The sequence below is a fragment of the Longibacter sp. genome (assembly GCF_051155795.1).
Classification (GTDB): domain Bacteria; phylum Bacteroidota; class Rhodothermia; order Rhodothermales; family Salinibacteraceae; genus Longibacter.
Genome location: NZ_DAXETW010000181.1, coordinates 16,147 through 33,305, shown reverse-complemented (window position 1 = coordinate 33,305; position 17,159 = coordinate 16,147). Strand labels below are relative to the sequence as shown.

General features: G+C 63.1%; 12 protein-coding genes. 3 read left to right on the top strand and 9 right to left on the bottom strand.

The window, feature by feature from the left end:
* Nucleotides 1–1,473 (top strand): hypothetical protein (locus ACFCU0_RS16455; RefSeq protein WP_434974774.1); only part of this gene is annotated, 1,473 nt, incomplete at its 5' end.
* 63 nt (nt 1,474–1,536) lie between these two features.
* Here ACFCU0_RS16455 and ACFCU0_RS16450 read toward each other — a convergent pair.
* The 7 genes from ACFCU0_RS16450 to ACFCU0_RS16420 all read right to left on the bottom strand — a co-directional run bounded on the left by ACFCU0_RS16450 (nt 1,537) and on the right by ACFCU0_RS16420 (nt 11,176).
* The gene (locus ACFCU0_RS16450; RefSeq protein ID WP_434974773.1) at nt 1,537–2,388 is read right to left on the bottom strand and encodes a purine-nucleoside phosphorylase; all 852 of its coding nucleotides are present in this window, start codon (nt 2,386–2,388) and stop codon (nt 1,537–1,539) included.
* 92 nt (nt 2,389–2,480) lie between these two features.
* On the bottom strand, nt 2,481–3,611 hold the full coding sequence (locus ACFCU0_RS16445) for an AI-2E family transporter (RefSeq protein ID WP_434974772.1): 1,131 nt from the start codon (nt 3,609–3,611) through the stop codon (nt 2,481–2,483).
* A 635-nt stretch (nt 3,612–4,246) separates the two neighbouring features.
* Complete coding sequence (locus tag ACFCU0_RS16440) at nt 4,247–5,077, bottom strand: regulatory protein RecX (RefSeq protein ID WP_434974771.1); 831 nt, start codon at nt 5,075–5,077, stop codon at nt 4,247–4,249.
* A gap of 81 nt (nt 5,078–5,158) precedes the next feature.
* Nucleotides 5,159–6,088, bottom strand: a complete 930-nt coding sequence (locus ACFCU0_RS16435) for a hypothetical protein (protein ID WP_434974770.1) — start codon at nt 6,086–6,088, stop codon at nt 5,159–5,161.
* A gap of 53 nt (nt 6,089–6,141) precedes the next feature.
* A complete protein-coding gene (locus tag ACFCU0_RS16430) occupies nt 6,142–8,790 on the bottom strand; it encodes a TonB-dependent receptor domain-containing protein (RefSeq protein ID WP_434974769.1) in 2,649 nt (882 codons plus the stop codon).
* Between the two features lie 263 nt (nt 8,791–9,053).
* Entirely contained in the window at nt 9,054–10,304 is a 1,251-nt protein-coding gene (locus ACFCU0_RS16425; RefSeq protein ID WP_434974768.1) for a FecR family protein, read from the bottom strand.
* Nucleotides 10,305–10,621: 317 nt separating this feature from the next.
* Nucleotides 10,622–11,176 carry an RNA polymerase sigma factor gene (locus ACFCU0_RS16420; RefSeq protein WP_434974767.1) on the bottom strand — a complete coding sequence of 185 codons (555 nt, stop codon included), beginning with the start codon at nt 11,174–11,176 and terminating at the stop codon, nt 10,622–10,624.
* A 302-nt stretch (nt 11,177–11,478) separates the two neighbouring features.
* Between ACFCU0_RS16420 and ACFCU0_RS16415 the strand changes: the two genes are divergently transcribed.
* Nucleotides 11,479–11,763, top strand: coding sequence for a hypothetical protein (locus ACFCU0_RS16415; protein ID WP_434974766.1), 285 nt, complete (start codon nt 11,479–11,481; stop codon nt 11,761–11,763).
* A gap of 126 nt (nt 11,764–11,889) precedes the next feature.
* Here the strand turns inward: ACFCU0_RS16415 and ACFCU0_RS16410 are convergent, their stop codons facing one another.
* Complete coding sequence (locus ACFCU0_RS16410) at nt 11,890–13,395, bottom strand: hypothetical protein (protein ID WP_434974765.1); 1,506 nt, start codon at nt 13,393–13,395, stop codon at nt 11,890–11,892.
* Between the two features lie 143 nt (nt 13,396–13,538).
* Nucleotides 13,539–15,365: a DNA helicase RecQ gene (gene recQ, locus ACFCU0_RS16405; RefSeq protein WP_434974764.1), complete on the bottom strand. Its 1,827-nt coding sequence runs from the start codon at nt 15,363–15,365 to the stop codon at nt 13,539–13,541.
* Nucleotides 15,366–16,008: 643 nt separating this feature from the next.
* Here recQ and ACFCU0_RS16400 point away from each other — a divergent pair.
* The gene (locus ACFCU0_RS16400) at nt 16,009–16,977 is read left to right on the top strand and encodes a cation diffusion facilitator family transporter (protein WP_434974763.1); all 969 of its coding nucleotides are present in this window, start codon (nt 16,009–16,011) and stop codon (nt 16,975–16,977) included.
* Nucleotides 16,978–17,159 lie beyond the last annotated feature (182 nt).

The following is a 17,159-nucleotide window of genomic DNA, read 5'->3' as shown; positions in this document are numbered from 1 at the left end:
CCCGAGGAGACCGTCGAACAGGTGTCGCCGGTGTCCGAGTCGTCGGAGGTGAAAGAGATCTCGCTGACGGCCGACCTGGACTTTCCCTTCCCGGAAGGATCCACCGTCACGCCTGTGATCGGTCCGGTAACGGAATGGCAGCGTTTGTCCTGGGTCTCCCGGGCCGCGTCGGCCGAGTCCGAAGTGGAAGTTGAGGTGCTGGCGCCGGACTCCACACGGCTTCTGGGCCCCTTTACCGGACTGGATGGGACCAGGGCCCTGGCCTCGCTCGACGCAGTGGCCCATCCTCGGATTCGTCTCCGGGCCACGCTACGCGACTCCTCCGTGCGCCGTCCGCCGCAACTCGATGAGTGGAGCCTTCGATTTCGTGGCGTCCCGGAGATTGCCGTCGACGCGGCCGCCCTCCAGGCCATCGCCGATACCCTACAGGAGGGGGCCACACTCGACATCAACCTGCCAGTGGCCAACCTGGGAGGCGTTCCGGCCGAGAACGTGTCCGTCGCCTACTCCTTCACGAGCGCCGCAGACAACACCACGAACATCGTCGCGCGCGACACTCTCGATCGCGTCGAACCCGGCGACAGCCAGATGAGCCGCGTGACCGTTTCGACATCCGGAACCACGGGAGCCACGACGCTCGACGGGACCGCGTCCTCGCCCGCTCCCGAACGGCTTACATTCAACAACACAGCCATCCGCAACATCCGGGTGCTGGGGGACGACGCGCCGCCTGTCCTCCGCGTGTTCTCTGACGGTCGAGAACTGCAGGCTCGTCCCGAAACGGACGACTTGAACCTGAAGGACGCACGCCTCCCATTTGTCTCCCTCCGACCGACGCTCGAAATCCGTCTCGAGGATGAGAATCCGTTCTTCGCCATCGACGACACAAGTCACGTGGAAGTGTTCTTGAGCGAAGGACTGCCGTCGTCCGATACCGGCTTTCTTTCGACATACGAACAAATCGGGTTCGGCGAGGGGGTCCTGAGTTTCACCCCGTCCAACCCGACCGAAGGCGTGCAGGAGGCCCTGATTACGTACACACCGGACTTCACTGGTCGCGACTCCACGTACACGCTCCGCATCGAGGGCCGGGATGCCTCGGACAATGAGATCGAGCCGTACGAGGTCAGCTTCCGCGTCGAAACCGAGCAGCAGATCCGGGATGTCTATCCGTACCCCAACCCGATGAGCACGCAGACCACCTTCGCGTTTCGGGTGGAAGGAGGCCAGACGGAGGATCTCCAAAACTTCCGGCTGCGCATCTACACGGTCGCCGGTCGTCTCATTCGAGAGTTCGGCGCCCGCGATCTACAGACGGGACGATTGCGCGTTGGCTGGAATCTTCTTCCGTGGGACGGCCGGGATGAAGACGGCGATCGGGTCGCGACAGGCGTATACCTCTACCGCGTCTCGGTTCAAGGCTCCGACGGCACCTTCACCGGTGACGTGGAGAAGGTGGCTGTGATCCGGTAGACGTTGCAACGAGCAGCTCTCCCGCGACGCCGGAGCCAAGGGATAACTGGGGGGCGGACAGTATCAGGCCTCTCGCACGATTCCGCGTACCAGCTGCGTCAGGTCTTCCCGCACCTGGCGGCCCACTTCGAGCACCTCGTCGTGGTCGAGCGATTCTGCACCCATCCCCGCTGCGGGATTCGTGATCGTCGAGACGCCGAGGACCGACATCCCGAGATGCTGCGCCTGGATGACCTCCGGCACAGTGCTCATCCCAACCGCGTCGGCACCGAGTTTCTCGAAGGCCCGGATCTCGGCTTTCGTCTCGTAACTCGGCCCCTGCACCCAGATGTAGGTGCCCTCTCGCGTCGCGATGCCCATGGACCGCGCAACGGATTGGGCCCGCTCCGTCCAGGCGGTATCATAGAACGGAAGATGGCGCTCGGAACGCTCGCCGGGCACGTCGCTTCGGGGTGCGTAGCCGCTGCCGGCCAGCGGACTGGCGAAGGCGAAGTTGATGTGGTCCGTGATGAACATGAGCGTGCCAGGGTCAAAGTCCCGATGGATCCCCCCGGCACTGTTCGTCACCAGCAGCTTGTCCGCACCGAGGGCGTGCACGAGACGGACGGGAAAGGCGAGTCTCCGCATGTGGTAGCCTTCGTACGCATGCACGCGGCCCTGTACGAACACGACCGGCGTCCCCTCGATCTGCCCGAACACGAGTCGCCCATGATGGCCTTCCACGGTCGACGTTGGGTACCCGGGAATGTCGGCGGCCTCAACATGGACAGCATCCTCCGCGGCATCGGCCAGATCTCCGAGACCGGATCCCAGAATGAGCGCGATCTCGGGAACGAGGTCGACCTTCTGTCGGATCGCGTCGACGGCGGCCTGAAGGCGAGCGTCGGCGGAGGCAGAATCGGAGGCGTCGGACATGTACGGCACAGATGTGTCGGGGAGGGCATTTGCTGCAGTTCGCCTGTACCCTTGCTCGTCTCCGAGGATCCGATTCGGACCCGTGTACGGGGTCAGGTGCTGCGCAGGATCCGGTAGTTACGGATGCTCCAGATCACCTGCTCCGCAATGACGCGAATCGTCGTCGACAGCGGGATCGCGATCAGCATCCCGACGATGCCGCCAAGCTGCGCCCCGATGAGCACCACGAACAGGATAACGAGCGGATGAGCCTGCGCCGCGCGCGAGAAGATGAGCGGCTGCAACAACACGTTGTCCGCGAGCTGCGTCAGGCCCATGGCGATGGCGACACCGGGGACCAGCGAGAAGGTCCCGGTCTGTGCGATCCCGACCAGGCTCCCGCCGAGGAATCCCAGGAAGGGGCCGAAGTAGGGAATGGTGTTCGCCAAGCCGGTAAAGAGGCCGATCGCGATGGGGTTGTCGAGCCCGACGAGCCAGAGCAGGCACGAGGCGATGATAGCAATCGACGTGGACTGGACCAGCAGCGCCCGGAAATACCGACCGATGTTGTTCTCGACCTTGGCCAGAATAGCGAGCGTCACCTCAAAGTACCGGTTCGGCACGAGCTGTAGCAAACTCCGCCGGATCTGCACCCCGTCCTTCAGCAGGAAGAAGGTGATGAAGGGGATGATGATGACGGCATAAAGAATGTTGGTGAACACCGAGACGACGGACGTCACCGTTTCGGCGACCTTGTCCCCTTCCACCAGGTCAGCATCCACCAGGGCGGTGGCGAGCTGCCGGATGTTCTTCACAAGGACGCCTTCGTCGATGGGCACAACCTCGCGAACCCGGGTTTCGATATAGTTCGCCACATCCGTCGCCGCCTCGACGGATACAAGCTGCGATATGTCTCGCACCTGGGTCGCAACGAACGGCACGATGGATGTGACGAGAATCGACACGACGGCAAAGAGAAGAACAAACGTGACGAGGATGGCCGGCACCCGCCCCAGTCCGATTCCCTGAAGACGGTCCACAACCGGCCGTAGCAGGTAGGCAAAGACGCCGCCCACGACGAGATAAACCACGAGTCCCGCGAAGTACCATAGCAACCAGGCGGCTGCCCCCATTGCCGTAGCGCCCAGTACGAACCGGACAACCCGGTCGACCGTGAAGACGGATTCGCCATCGCGGGCCGCGCCGGAACGGGTCCCCGGCGGCGTTTCCGTCTCGTATCCCACGGAAGACGACGCGGAGGCACGACGCCTACGTCCGACGCGCCCGGACCGATCTCGCTCATCGCCCGGAGGGAATGGCACGCCGGCCGATTCGGGAGAAGACGCAGCCGACGACCCTGACGACGACGGCTGCCCACCACTGGACGCATCCTCGCGCGACGCGGCAGACGACGGCGACGAGGGCGACGACGTGGAAGACACATCGCCGGGCGTGGAACCATGCGATGTACCGGTCCCCTCTCCGTTCGAAGGCGCATTCGCGCGGTCGCCGGTAGACGGGCTCCTCGACCGATCTGGGGTCGATGCCGGTACGTTGGTCTCGTCAGCCATGTACGGAAGGCCGGTACAAACTGGGAAAGGAAAATCCGGACTCAAACAGCCCGGTGGCAATAAAGAGCCCGGCGCTGCTACACGCACTGCTGCGTAGCACTACACAACCGGCTGCAGAACCCACTCGGTACGACGTTGAGGCAACCGGAAAATTGCCGGGTTCGTCGAGGGAAACAATGTAAGATAAGTATGCCCCATCACTTCGAACGTTCTGTTCGATATCATCCCATGCCAGGATCGGCGCTCTCGATGTCCGGAAGTGGCGCATCGCCCGAACCGGGCCGACGGATCGTCGCCCTCCACCTGGATCAGGGGTCGACGAGTTCATCGACGACGCGATAGATGACGTCCGGCGTGAACCCGCGTCGCTGAAGATAGCCGAAAAGCTTGCGTTTTTGCTTGCGAATATCCTGCTCCCCTGCGACCCGCGGCCAGCGTTTGCGTGCCTGCTCGCGGGCTGCCTCGATCTCGTTTTCCTCTTCGAAAAGCGATGCGACGGCCCGCTCCGCGAGGTGCCGATCGATTCCGCGGTCAATCAGCTCACGTTCGATCCGGATCGGCCCGTAGCCTTTGTTCGAAAAGCGATTGTATGCGTAGTCCTGCGCGTACTGCTCGTCATCCAGGTAGTCGAGCTCGTACAGGCGCTCGACCACCTCGTCGATGACGCGCGACCCGATGTCAAGTCGCCGCAATTTGCGCCGCACCTCCGTCTCCGTCCTCGGCTTGTGTGCCAGGTACGTAAAGGCTCGTTGCTTTGCCCGGACGATCTCCTCATCCACCTCCACGTCCTGCTGTTCTTCGGGCGTCAGCATCTGCCCCTCGCTGAGGCCGTGCTTCGCCGCCACATCGCGATGACAGCCGAACGCGAATTCGCCGTCCACGAATACGGAGACGCGGTTTTCATCCTTCGTCTGCGTTCGGAGATCGGTGATGCGTCGCGTTTCGGGACCGGTCGGTTCGGCATCCTCGAAAGGGAGCGACCCGGTCGCGTCTGGGTCGCCGCCAGGCCCGACGGACGTTTCATCGCTCGCTGCTGCTTTTTCGACGCCGTTGTCCGGGCCCTCTTCGCGCGCTGCTGTTTCGGCCGCGGCTTCCTCAAAAATATCCTGAGACGCGCGGTCCCCTCGATTTTCGCTCATGAAAACGCCGGGACGGATGGTGATGAAGGTCCGTGGATAATGCGTACGTATCGGCAAAACGCGGGTTCGAGATGAACTCAGCTACGATCCGGTCGGGGCGCATTGCTCACCGCCGGATCCCTCGTTCACGGTCAGACGGAGAGTGTCCAGCGCCACGGCCGTTGCGATGCCGATGCCTCCATCCACATTCGACACGGGCTCGCGCCGCTCGGGATCGGTCCGGCTCGAGGCAAATGCAGCGAACGCAGAGTCACCCCGCGTCAGACTCACGGTGATCTCGTGTTGCGGGACCGGCGCGAGCGAATCGCTTGCCGACACTGCGTAGACGCCGGTCCATTGGCGCGCCGCATCGGCGGGCGGCTGTACGGAGAACGCCGACTCACGGTCTACCTCGATGGGCTGGAGGAAAAGTTCGACGACGCCCGAGGAGAACGCCGCAGATGGACTCAGTCCAGCCCGAACCCAGGCGCTGTTCGGGGACGCGTCCTGCCAGTCCACCGTCACGTCGATCGGAAAGATGAATCCCTGCTCGGCCGGGATGTCGAGCGAGTCGCGCCGAAGCGAGTCGACCAGGATGGCGCGCACGGGTTCGTCCGGGACGGTGAGACAGGCCTGATCGATGCCGATGGGTTCGGGGACCGTCCCGCTCGCGATGGCCTCCTCCCCGTTCCACCGAGCACGCAACCAGAACGACGCGCCGGGTTGTACGAGGATCGAGCGCGACGGTCGGTACAGCCCGGGTGCATCGGAGGCTTCATACGTGACGGTGTCGGTTCCGATGGCAACGGCGACGTCCGCCCCGCGTGCGGCGTCCGCGGTGGAGTCATTCGGGGGAACCGGTTGATCGAGCCCCCGGGCCTGGCGTAGCCGAACCTCAGGCAGCGGCTCCCCCGACAGCAGGAATGCTTCGACAACAAGGCCCGACGGCGCGGCGGGTGGATCCACGACGTCGCACCGCGTGGTCCAGACCATCACGAGCCCCAGCAGCAGGGCGCCCAGGAGGGGAACCACGCCGCGACCCGGTTCGGGCACCCTCACATGTGGTTCGTCTGCAGGCAACTGGTTCACAGCGTCATTTCGAGTTCAAGGAGAGGCAGAATCGGCAGGCCGCGGCGGTCGTCCACCCGAACGCCTGTGTCGGTAGGCGCGAACTGGCGATCGATAATGTTCGCGCGATTCGTTGCGTTGTACAGGTTCAGCTTGGCCTTCCACTGCGCGCTCAGGAATGAGAACCGGTACCCGACCGTCGCGTCCAGGCGGAGGTAGGTCGGAAGCCGGCCGTTATTGATCTGCGGCCGGTAAAGGTACGTCGTCGGATCCGTCTCGACGGGATCGCCGAGCCGGTACCGTGCGACGGGGGTGGTCAGCGGGTAACCGCTCCGAGCTTCGGTGGCCACGGATGCCTCCCAGCGGTTGCCGGTCCAGCTGAGGGCGGCACGAAGCGAATAGGGCACATCGAGGTCGGCCGCGCGCCACAGCGCATTGTCCCGGTTCAGGCCTCGCACGTAGGTGCGGCCGCTTGCCAGGCCAAGGCGGGCGTCGAACTGACCGATCTCGGCCAGGGCCGTCAGTTCTGCACCGAAGGCGCGTTCGTCGGCCTCGATGTATTGTCCGAGCAAGGCTCCGACCTCAATCCCGGGCCCCTCGAGACCGTCCTTCGTGACAAAGACATCTGCCGGGATCAACGTCTTTTCGGCCGATCGGGCGTACGTGCTCAATTCGAGCGTCAGCCACCGTGTGGGCTGGCTCCGCCCGCTGAAGCTAACCTGCGTGCCGGTCGCCGGCGCGACGCGTTCACTTGCCGGTACCCAGCGGCTCGAGACCAGGTCGTAAGCCAGGGAGTATCGGTCCCGGATGCGATGCAGGTACTGGACGTGCATGCCGAGCCCGCCCCGAAGAACGAGATAACGCGGATGAACGGTGTATCGGGCGTTCAGACGCGGTCGAACGTGGAAGTAGTCTCCGCGCGAGAAGTACGTGGCGCGAACACCCGGCTGGAGCGTCCACCGAGGGGAGGGCTGCCAGATATCCTGGAGATAGCCCGTTACCTCCCACGACGACTGGTCGCTCGAGTCGGCTTGAACATCCACCGCGCGCGCCGACCGGCGAATATCGCTTTCAAGGGTGCTACGGAAGTCGAGGTTCGACACCTGCACGCCGGCGCGTATCTGGTGCGCGACACTCGCGTAGTAGTCGAGGTCCAATTTGGCACCGAGGTCACGCAGCTTGACGTCATAGTCGGATTCCAGGGTCGCCGTCGTCGTCGGCTGCACGAAGGACGCCTCACTGGCCTTATATCGCGACTCAAACAGGGTCGTCGTCAGAAACGCATCGTCGAAAACAAGCCACTGATGCCGGACGCTGGTCATCCGGTTCTCCCAGGACTGCGCTACCTCGAAAAACAGGTCTGCCGGCCGGAGCCACTGCGAAAAGTCGAGCGACAGGTCGAACGGCAGGCGCAGGTCCAGGTCATCGCGCCCGCGGTAGTGACTTACCGAGAGCCGGTGCCGCTCGTTGAACCGGGACGTTACTTTCGCACTCAGGTCGTAGAAGTAGTACCCGGTACGGAGGGTGTCGAGCCGTCCTGTGTCGGTGTCGCGGACGGGATGCTCTCGGCCGACGAGCTTGTCCACGTACGATCGGCGCCCCGAGATCATGAACGAGGTCGTCCGGGTGATCGGACTCTCGATCCGATACCGCGCGCTGAGGGCACTGATCGCGGCAACCGCTTCCGGCTCGGTACGATTGCCGTCTTTCATCTGCGCATCGAGGACGGACGCGAGCCGCCCGCCGTGCTCCGCGGGGAAGGCGCCTCGATACAGATTCGTGCTTTTGAGCGTCCCAGTCTGAAACGTGGAGATCAGGCTGAACGCGTGCCACGGGTGGTAGACCGGTGCCCCATCCAGCAGATACAGGTTCTGATCCGGGTCGGCCCCGCGCACGCTGAGACCGCCGGATACGGCTCCGGACTTGCGAATCCCGGGCGTCCACTGCAGAGCTTTAAACAGATCCGGTTCACCGAGCGACGGGAGCTGCTCGAGCTGTTCGAGAGATAGCGCCATCATTCCGGGCAGGCGCCGGTTCTCCGGCTCCTTGTCCGCCTCCTCCTGCACCGTTACCCCCTCGGTCTCGATCGTCGACGGCAACAGGGAAATCCGCGCAGGGTCGGGGCCCGCTATAAGGGTGGTATCGACGGTGTCGTATCCGAGATACGAGATGCGGACGTTATAGGGGCCGGCCGGAAGCGATGAGATGGCGAAGAAGCCGGCGGAGTTCGTGGTCGTCCCGACGCGGAGCGCGGTCAGGTAGACATGCGCCCCGGGCAGGGTCTCGCCGGAGGTTTGATCAACCACTCGCCCGGACAGGGTGACGCGCTGCACGTCACCCCGCCCGGCCGACGGTCCGCGCTCCCCGCGAATCAGGACGTACTGCCCGCGACGCACGCGTTCGGCCCGGAGACCCGTCCCGCTCAATACACAGTCGAGCACCGCCCGACGGGACGTGCCGGCATACTGGCATGAGGCCGTTTTGCCTTCCACCAGACGCTGGGCGTAGACGATGTCAAACCCCGTCTCGCTCCGGACGATGTCGACTGCCTCGACCAGCGGGACTGTATCGAGATTCAGACGCACGGACGTCTGGGCGGTCGCCGACGACCACGGGCCGACACCGAGCGTCAGGGCGAATGCGAGAAGTAGAATTCGATCCAGCACGCGCGCAGAAAAGGGGGACGAGGGCTGACAGACGGGGCAGATCCTTCGATGCTGCGCAGACCGTACAGGCGTACGTTCGCAGCAGCAACGTGTACCCGGATGAGACTTTCCTGTTCGGGCTACACCGTCGGTACGACCGGTCGGCAGCTCATGTTACGCGATGCCCGGCCCACTCATGTGTACAGGTTCACCAAAAAACGACCCCTCGACCCGAGGACGGGCCGAGGGGTCATTCGACGTAATACCCTATTCGTGTGCGGATGTTACGGCGTATTGCCTTCAGGCACGAGGCGGAAGCCGGCTTCATCCTGTTCGAGGTCAGCGCCGAGGGCGGCTGCCACCACGTTGAGAATCTGCTCCGGGGATTGCGTCTTCTCAAACGTCCCTGTGACGGGTTCCCCCTGAAGCGCCGGAGCCACGGTAACCGTGATGTCGTGTGCCGCTTCCAGTCGCCCGGCGATCTGCTCAACCGGTGTCTCGCTGAAGATGAAGAGGCCCGTCCAGTCAAGCGCCGCTGCCAGGTCCACGTCTTCGGGCTCCGATGGAGCGGCATCGCGCTCCACCCGGCTTTTCTGTCCGGGGGCCAGCGTCACCTCCCCGTCGCCGATGTCTGACGACTGCACCTTCACCGATCCGGTGGCCAGCGTCACATCGGTTGCGTCCGATGCCGACTCAACGCCGAACCGCGTGCCAAGTACGGTCGTGCGTGCCGTCGGCGTGGTCACAACGAACGGCTGCGGACGGGGCTTCTCTGCCACCTCAAAGAGCGCCCGGCCGTAGTCGAGCGTCACCTGGCGGTCGAACGTGCCGCTCGTTGCGTCTGCGAAGCTGAGTCGCGCCGCACCCACGAGGCGAACGGTCGAGCCGTCTGCAAGATCGACCTGTTCCATCTGTCCCTCGGCCACGTCAATCACGGTCCGATCCGGTTCCGTGGGCCAGAGGAAGACAACCATGGCTGCCGCAGCAGCGACCAGAGCGGTGGCCGCAATCCGGCGCCACGTGCGGCTGGAATCGCCTGCAGACCGGCGGGCCCCGCGATCCTGACGGCCCGAACGATCCAGGTCGCCCGGCACCACGTCCAGGTCGATGTTCGGCTCCGTATCCAGCGGACCGTCGACGCCGCTTTGCTGCGTCTCGCTTGCCTGCCGGGTCCATCCCTGCGCCCACACGTCGTCGAAATCGGCGCGCGCGGATTGAATATCTTCGATGACGTCGTTCAGCGACGGGTGCCGTTTGATGGCTCGTTCGATGTCGCCGCGGGCTTCGTCCAGCGCCATCTGCTCCTGCGTCGACAACAGGCTGCGATCGCCGTCATCTTCGAGAGCAAACAGCACCAGGAGGTGACGCTCCGGCAGATCCTTCTGCAGGTCTTGCGCCACGCGACGCTCGATGGCGCGCCACTGGACGAATGCTTCGGCCACGTCGGGATCGGACTCGAGACGCTCGAGGATCTCCTCCCGCTGACGGGGCGGCAGATCCTCAAAAAATAGTAAGGCCTCGTGCAGATCGTTCATAAGTCTGGGTATTTAACGTCTTTAGAATAACCGCCGCAAGGCGAGGAGACTGGGTCCACTCGGGAAACCAATCGTTCCCTGCGTGATGCCTGCGTGCCTGTTTCCGCGCTGTCGCTCTGCGTCGTGAATCCATCCGACTTCTGCGAGCTGCCACGCACGGCCCCTGGCTGGCGTCCTCGTCCTGCAGGATCGGAGGGAGCGCACGGGAGCACCCATGATCGGAAAGACCATCACTCGATAGGGTAGCCGCGACATGCATGAAAAAGGTAACAGCCATCTTTCAACAGTGCGGCTGCCCATCTATCGCGGCGCACCCGCTACAGGCTCGGGATCAGTATCAGGGCGAGCAGCATCGTCATTGCGTCGCGCATCTTGTCGAAGGCGCGCTTGACCTGCATTTTTATCGCCGCCTCCGTCGTGTCGATCATCTGGGCAATTTCGCGGTACTTGTAGCCATACTCCCGCAATTCTATGATGCGCCGTGCTTTCGGAGACAGTTGCTCCAGGGCCGTTTCGACGTCCACGCGGTCGCTACCGTCGTCCGCTGCCGTCGTCCGGTTCAGCGGCAACTCCGGATCGTAGAGACGCTCTTTCATGTCGTAGCGACCGCGATAATAGTCCTGCAGCTCAAATAGCGCCGCTTTCATCGCAAACGGCTTCAAGCTGCCCGGCTTTTCAAGGTCGGCCAGACCCTCGTGGACGCGGATAAGGGTATTCTGAACGAGATCGTCCACGTCCGTATTCTTGCCGATGCGCTTCACGAAGTAACCACGCAGGATCGGTTCGATGGTAGACAGAAGCGACGACCGGGCCCGGTCGTCGCCGTTCTGCGCTTGACGAACGGTATCGGGGTCGATGGAAGGTGAGGCCATCAGCAGTGGTAGGGACGTGGAGAACATCGGGCGGAACCGGGCCGTCAACCGACCTCGGGTGACACGGAAGTACGGGACGTCGACGCTCACGGCGACAGCTTTCGCCGCCCGCAGCGTGACGCAACGGTCACTGCATCAAGAGCGAACTGGCAATTCTAATGACTTTATACCGTAGATGTGAACTGATGCCTGTTCGTTCCGTATGAAACGTATGGTTAGAAGGATGTAAAGCCCGGCGGGCAGGATATCGGCGGGTGTCCTTTCCATGGTAGACAACTTACACATACTGTTTCGAGCACATCATGAGCCTCTACGACCTCCACGACGCGCAGCTGAACGACTTTGAGGGGGAGGGCTTCGCCTACTCTCAGAAAACTGTTTACGGTAAAGCTTACAAAGGCGTCTTTTTCGCGGAAGACGGTGTGAGTATCGACGGCCTGGCCGAGAAGGAGGACGACGCGGAGTTTCAGGGAATCCTGTACGACCGGAGTCGCGAGCGGGAGAAAACGTTTTCCGTTGAGATCACCGATGTGATCAGCACGCCGTCCGGAGACCGCGCCGACTTTGTCGCCACGGAGAAGCCGTAACTCGTTTGGAGCGCTCCGCGTTTGCGAACCCACATCGTAGCAGTGTAAGCGAAGGCCGAGCCTTGAAGGGCTCGGCTTTTTGCTTTTCAGTGTAGATCGGACGATTCCAGACCGCGCCGCGAAAAGCTACCGGTCGGCACTGTACCGGAAGTTGTAGGCGAGGCCAAATTCGGGCACGGAACGCGTGAAATCAAAGCCGCCAAAGAGGGTGAACGTCCCCGCGTTGAGCACGGCTCCGACCGAAACGGCTGGTTTCAGCTCGGTGTTGTCGTCGATAGCGACCGCCTGTGCACCGATCCCGACGGCCGGCTGCACGATGCTGTTGCCGATCAGGTCGTAGAACCCGAGTGCCTTCACCGTCAGCCGCTGCGTCCCTTCCTGGTCGATCACCTCCGGGTTGATTGCTGCCTGAAGGTGGACGCCGCCCTTCCGCTTCGTCACGCCGGCGGTTAAACCGAGCGGCGTTTCGCCCGTCCCGTACAGGCCGACCGTCCCGCCAAAGTACGCAACGCCGGCAACCACAGCCGCCGCACCGAGCGCGGCCCCCGCCAGGTCGTCATCGTCCTCGTCATCATCGTCGCGACCGGACGACGAGTCGCCGCTTTCCTGCTTCCCGCTTTTGTCCGAATCCCCGGAGGCAGCGGTCGTTCGTCCCGTGCGCTCCTCGCTGTCTCCATCACCCTCGGACCCCGTCGGACGGCCGGATGTCGCCGCGCGACCCGTGCGATTTGAGTCGCCCCCCGGCCGCTCGACCACACGGTTGTCCGGGTCGGTCGGGCTACGACCGCGCACCGGTGACGGGCCGATGTAGTAGGGATCCGGTGCAATCCGCCAACCGATCAAGACGCTCGTACGGGGGCGATACACGACCGGGGCCGGCTCGGCCTCGGTCCGGCGGCGCTCGTCCTGAGCCTCTTCGGATCGAGAGGTCTGCACAGCGCCAAAGGGCTGTCCGTTGCGGAATTCCCGAAAACCCATCACTTCGATGAGGGGACGCTCGAGCGTAACCCCTTCCTTCAGGTACGACTCCGCCGTGCGGGCGTCCATGTCGAGAAACACCTGCTCGTACGGGACGCGCACGTTGAATTCGTAGTATCCCGGCGCCGGCGGGAGCGCCATGCTATCCACGGCGATCACCGTTTCGGCAACTTTCCGGCCACCGGTCACCACCTCGAGCAAAATCTCGAACGACGACATCCGGACGTCCGGCGGCCCCTCGCTGCGCGGAATGACATCGCCGCGGTACAGGAGGCTTTCCCCGGACGTCCACTGCAGACCGAAGCGCATATCTACAACATCATCGCCTGTCGTATAGGCGTAATCGACCATCAGGGTGTCGATCTTCGGCAGGAGACGCGGTGACTGCCGCCCCATCCGGTCCAGCAAGTCGGACAGCGACGGCGGCCAGTCTGCGAGCACGGCCGTGCCGGTCACGTCGGGAGCCGAGGGGCGTGTGCGCGGGACGGCGGGGCGCTGCTGCGGGGCAGCCGGGGTAGCCGGCGTATTCACCGCTGCCGTATCGGCGCTCGGGGCACGAACGGTATCGGCAGGCGCCTGCTGTGCAGCGACCGTTCCGGCCGCCATCACCGCGGACAACACGCTCACGATGAAGAACGAGAAGACGCTTCTCATACCAATGCGTGGATGGTTGCGAGGGAGGAGAGGGAGGAGAGGGAAAAATACCGGGTATGGTACCACAAGGAAAGGCCGCCTTCAGGCGGAAGAAAGTCACGTCCTTTCCGGCATCTGCCGACGGCCCGGCGAAAACCAGTGGATCAGGCATCGAACGAGCGGATGACTTCGAGGAACGCATCGCCGTACCGCTCCAGCTTGACGTCTCCGACGCCGTGGAGCCGGCGAAATTCAGTCGACGTGGCCGGCCGATATTCAACCATCGCGAGGAGCGTTTTGTCCCCGAACACCACATACGGGGGCACGTCCTGATCCTTCGCGAGGCGTGTGCGGCAGGAACGCAGCGCCTCGAAGAGCTCACGCTCCTCCCCCTCCTCTGGCACGTTCGTTCGCTTCGCCGTTCGGGAGGATGAACGCCCGGACGCGGGCTCGGGCTCATGACGAAACTCCACGTCCTGGTTTCCGCGGAGGACGGCGCGGCACGATTCGTCGAGCTTCAGGGATCCGTAGCCCGTCACGTCGACCTGCACCATCCCCTTCGCGACCAGTTGCCGGATGATGGACCGCCAGGCACGCTTGGACCGGTCGGCGCCAATCCCGTACGTGGACACGTTCTGGTGCCCGAACTTCCGGACTTTCTCGGTATCGGCTCCGCGGAGCACGTCGGTCACGTGCGAAGCCCCGAAGCGCTGGCCGGTCCGGGCGATACATGACAGCACTTTCTGCGCAGCCACCGTCCCATCCCATGTGTCGATCGTCCGAAGGCAGTTGTCGCAGTTCCCGCAGGTTTTCGGGGGGTCGTTTTCTCCGAAGTAGTTGAGGATAACGCGACGGCGGCAGTCGGTCGTCTCACAGTAGCCGAACAGCGCGTTCAGCTTGTGGTGCTGGGCCCATCGGTACTCCTCGTTCTCCGTGGACGACTGAATTATTTTCCGCATCCGGACGATGTCCGAAAGCCGGTACGCCATCCAGGCATTGGACGGATGTCCGTCCCGCCCTGCACGGCCGGTCTCCTGGTAGTACGCCTCCATGGTTTTGGGCACATCCAGGTGAGCGACGAATCGGACGTCCGGCTTGTCGATGCCCATGCCGAAGGCGACCGTCGCCACGACGATCAGGCCCGGTTCCCGCAAGAAGCGGTTCTGGTGTTCTTCCCGTTTTCCGCCCGACAAACCCGCGTGGTACGGAAGCGCCTCGAAGCCGTGCTTCTCGAGAAACGAGGCCGTCGACTCTACACGCTTGCGCGACAGACAGTATACGATCCCGCTATCATGACGGTGCTCTGACTTCACGAATCGGAGAAGCTGCTGCTTCGGGTTTCGCTTCTTGGGAACCACCGTGTAGTGGATATTGGGCCGGTCGAACCCGGTTACGAAGAGGTCGTCTCCCGTCATGTGGAGCCGGTCGAGAATCACCTCCTGGGTCGGAGGATCCGCCGTCGCCGTTACGCCGATCGTCGGGACGTGGGGAAACGTCTCGCGAAGCTGGCTAAGCTGTAGGTACTCCGGGCGGAAGTCGTGTCCCCACTGCGAGATACAGTGCGCCTCGTCGATGGCTATAAGCGCGATGTGCGTCTGCTGCATCGCCTCGATGAATCGGCTTCGCATGACGCGCTCGGGCGCCACGTAGCAGAGGTCAAGCTCCCCGTGAGCAAACTGCGCCTCCACCGCCCGCCTCTCTCCGGCGGAGAGGCTCGAGTTCAGGACGGCCGCGCGAATCCCAAGTTGCTGCAGGGCATCAACCTGATCCTGCATCAGCGATATGAGCGGGGAAACGACAATACCGACTCCGGGCCGGACAAGCGCCGGGATCTGGTAGCAAAGCGACTTTCCGCCGCCGGTCGGCATGATTACGAGCGCGTTTCGCCCGTCCGACACCCGGTCAATGATCTCTCCTTGGTGAGGGCGAAACGAATCATAGCCGAAGACGGTCTGCAGCACGTGCCGGGGATCGGCGGAGGTGACATCCATCGAGGAGACGACGTTCAACGTGGAAAACGAATTCCTGCCGCTCCCCCATACGGATGCCCTTCAGAAAGGATCGCGGCGATTCGGTTCAAGGTTCAACGTCCAGGGTTCAACGCTCAGGGTTGCGGGGGTACTACTCGGGTACATGGGTAACAGATCACCTCGGCAACATAGGAAACAGATCACCTCTGCAGGGGGGAGATTCAGGTTGGTTCGAAAATGACCACCGCCGCACGCAGCGCCGATCGTTGAATCGATCCAATGACCCATATAAAAACGTGTCATCGATGTCGCCGAGGCAAGGTGTATCCATCTTGCCAGTAGAAAAGGAGGGCCACCGTTCAGAGGGTACGAGACGCGCGAACTGAAAGATCGTCGGCAGAAACGCCACCGAAAGACAGAACGACTCCCATCGCCCCGCCCCCCCCCAGACATCAAACCGTACTCCCCAATTAGCCCTTCGCCCTTGACACTTCGCCCTTGACACTTCGCCCTTAGCATTTCGCCTTTCGCCCTTCGCCGTTCGCCCTTCGCCCTTTCCATGCCCGTCTTCCCAAAAAAGAGACAGGCCCGGCTTTCGACTGGGGGCTCGCGCTTGTATGTAAAGATCGTAAGGATCGTATCTTCTTCCGGATGACTCCGTCTTATGGCTTCGTCTAAAAAAGCTATCTACGCCGCGATCGCCGGCAACTCGGCCATTGCCGTTACAAAATTTATCGGGGCGGCGATCAGTGGCAGCAGCGCGATGCTGGCGGAAGGCATCCACTCGCTGGTCGACACGGGAAACGGTGGGCTGCTTCTCCTCGGCATCAAACGCAGCCAGCGACCGGCGGATGAAGAACACCCGTTCGGGTATGGGAAGTCGCTCTATTTCTACACGCTCATCGTTGCAGTCCTGATCTTCGGCCTCGGGGGCGGCTTTTCGATGTACGAGGGCTTGATGCACGTGCTGGAACCCGGTCATGGGGGACCCGGAACCGTGACGGTCGCCGGTGTCACCATTTCCGGCCTCACCCTTAACACCATTGTGCTGAGCGCCGCAATCGTCTTTGAGGCCCTCGCGCTGAGAACCGCGCTGCAGGAGTTCAAGAAACAGCGGGGCGACAAACCGTTCTTCACGGCCATTAAAGAAGCCAAAGACCCGACCACGTTTACCGTCGTCTTTGAGGACAGCGCAGCGATGGCCGGCCTCGTGGTCGCACTCCTGGGCGTGCACCTGGCGTCCGCGCTCCAGATGCCCGTGATTGACGGCATCGCATCGATCGTCATCGGGCTGATTCTTTGCGGCGTGGCCGTTTTCCTGATCTGGGAGAGCAAGAAGCTGCTGATTGGCGAGGCGGCGGATCCTGCCATCCGCACGTCCGTCCGTCATCTGGCGGATCAGGACGACGCGGTGGTGGCCGTCGGTCGCATCCTGACCGTGCACATGGGTCCGAACACGCTTGTCCTCAACATGGACCTGGAGTTTAGCGACGGGCTGTCGACGGGCGAGGTGGAGTCTGCCGTGGACCGCCTGGAGCGCGGCGTCCGCGAGCTGCATCCGGAGGTGAAGTACCTCTTCATCGAGGCAAGCTCGCTCTCGCGTCGCGCGCGGGGCGGCGCAGCCACCGCGTAGTGTCACGGAGCTGAGACATCGAAGCGATCTCCTGTCTCACACTGCAAAGGGCAAGGCGGCCTCCAATCATGGCGCCGGTCGTCGCTTTTCTAAAAAATGTGCCGTCGAGCGCGAAAGTGCGTGACTTTCCGCCCGATCTTGCCTTTACTAAACGGATCCCCCGAAGCGCCGCCTGATTTTTG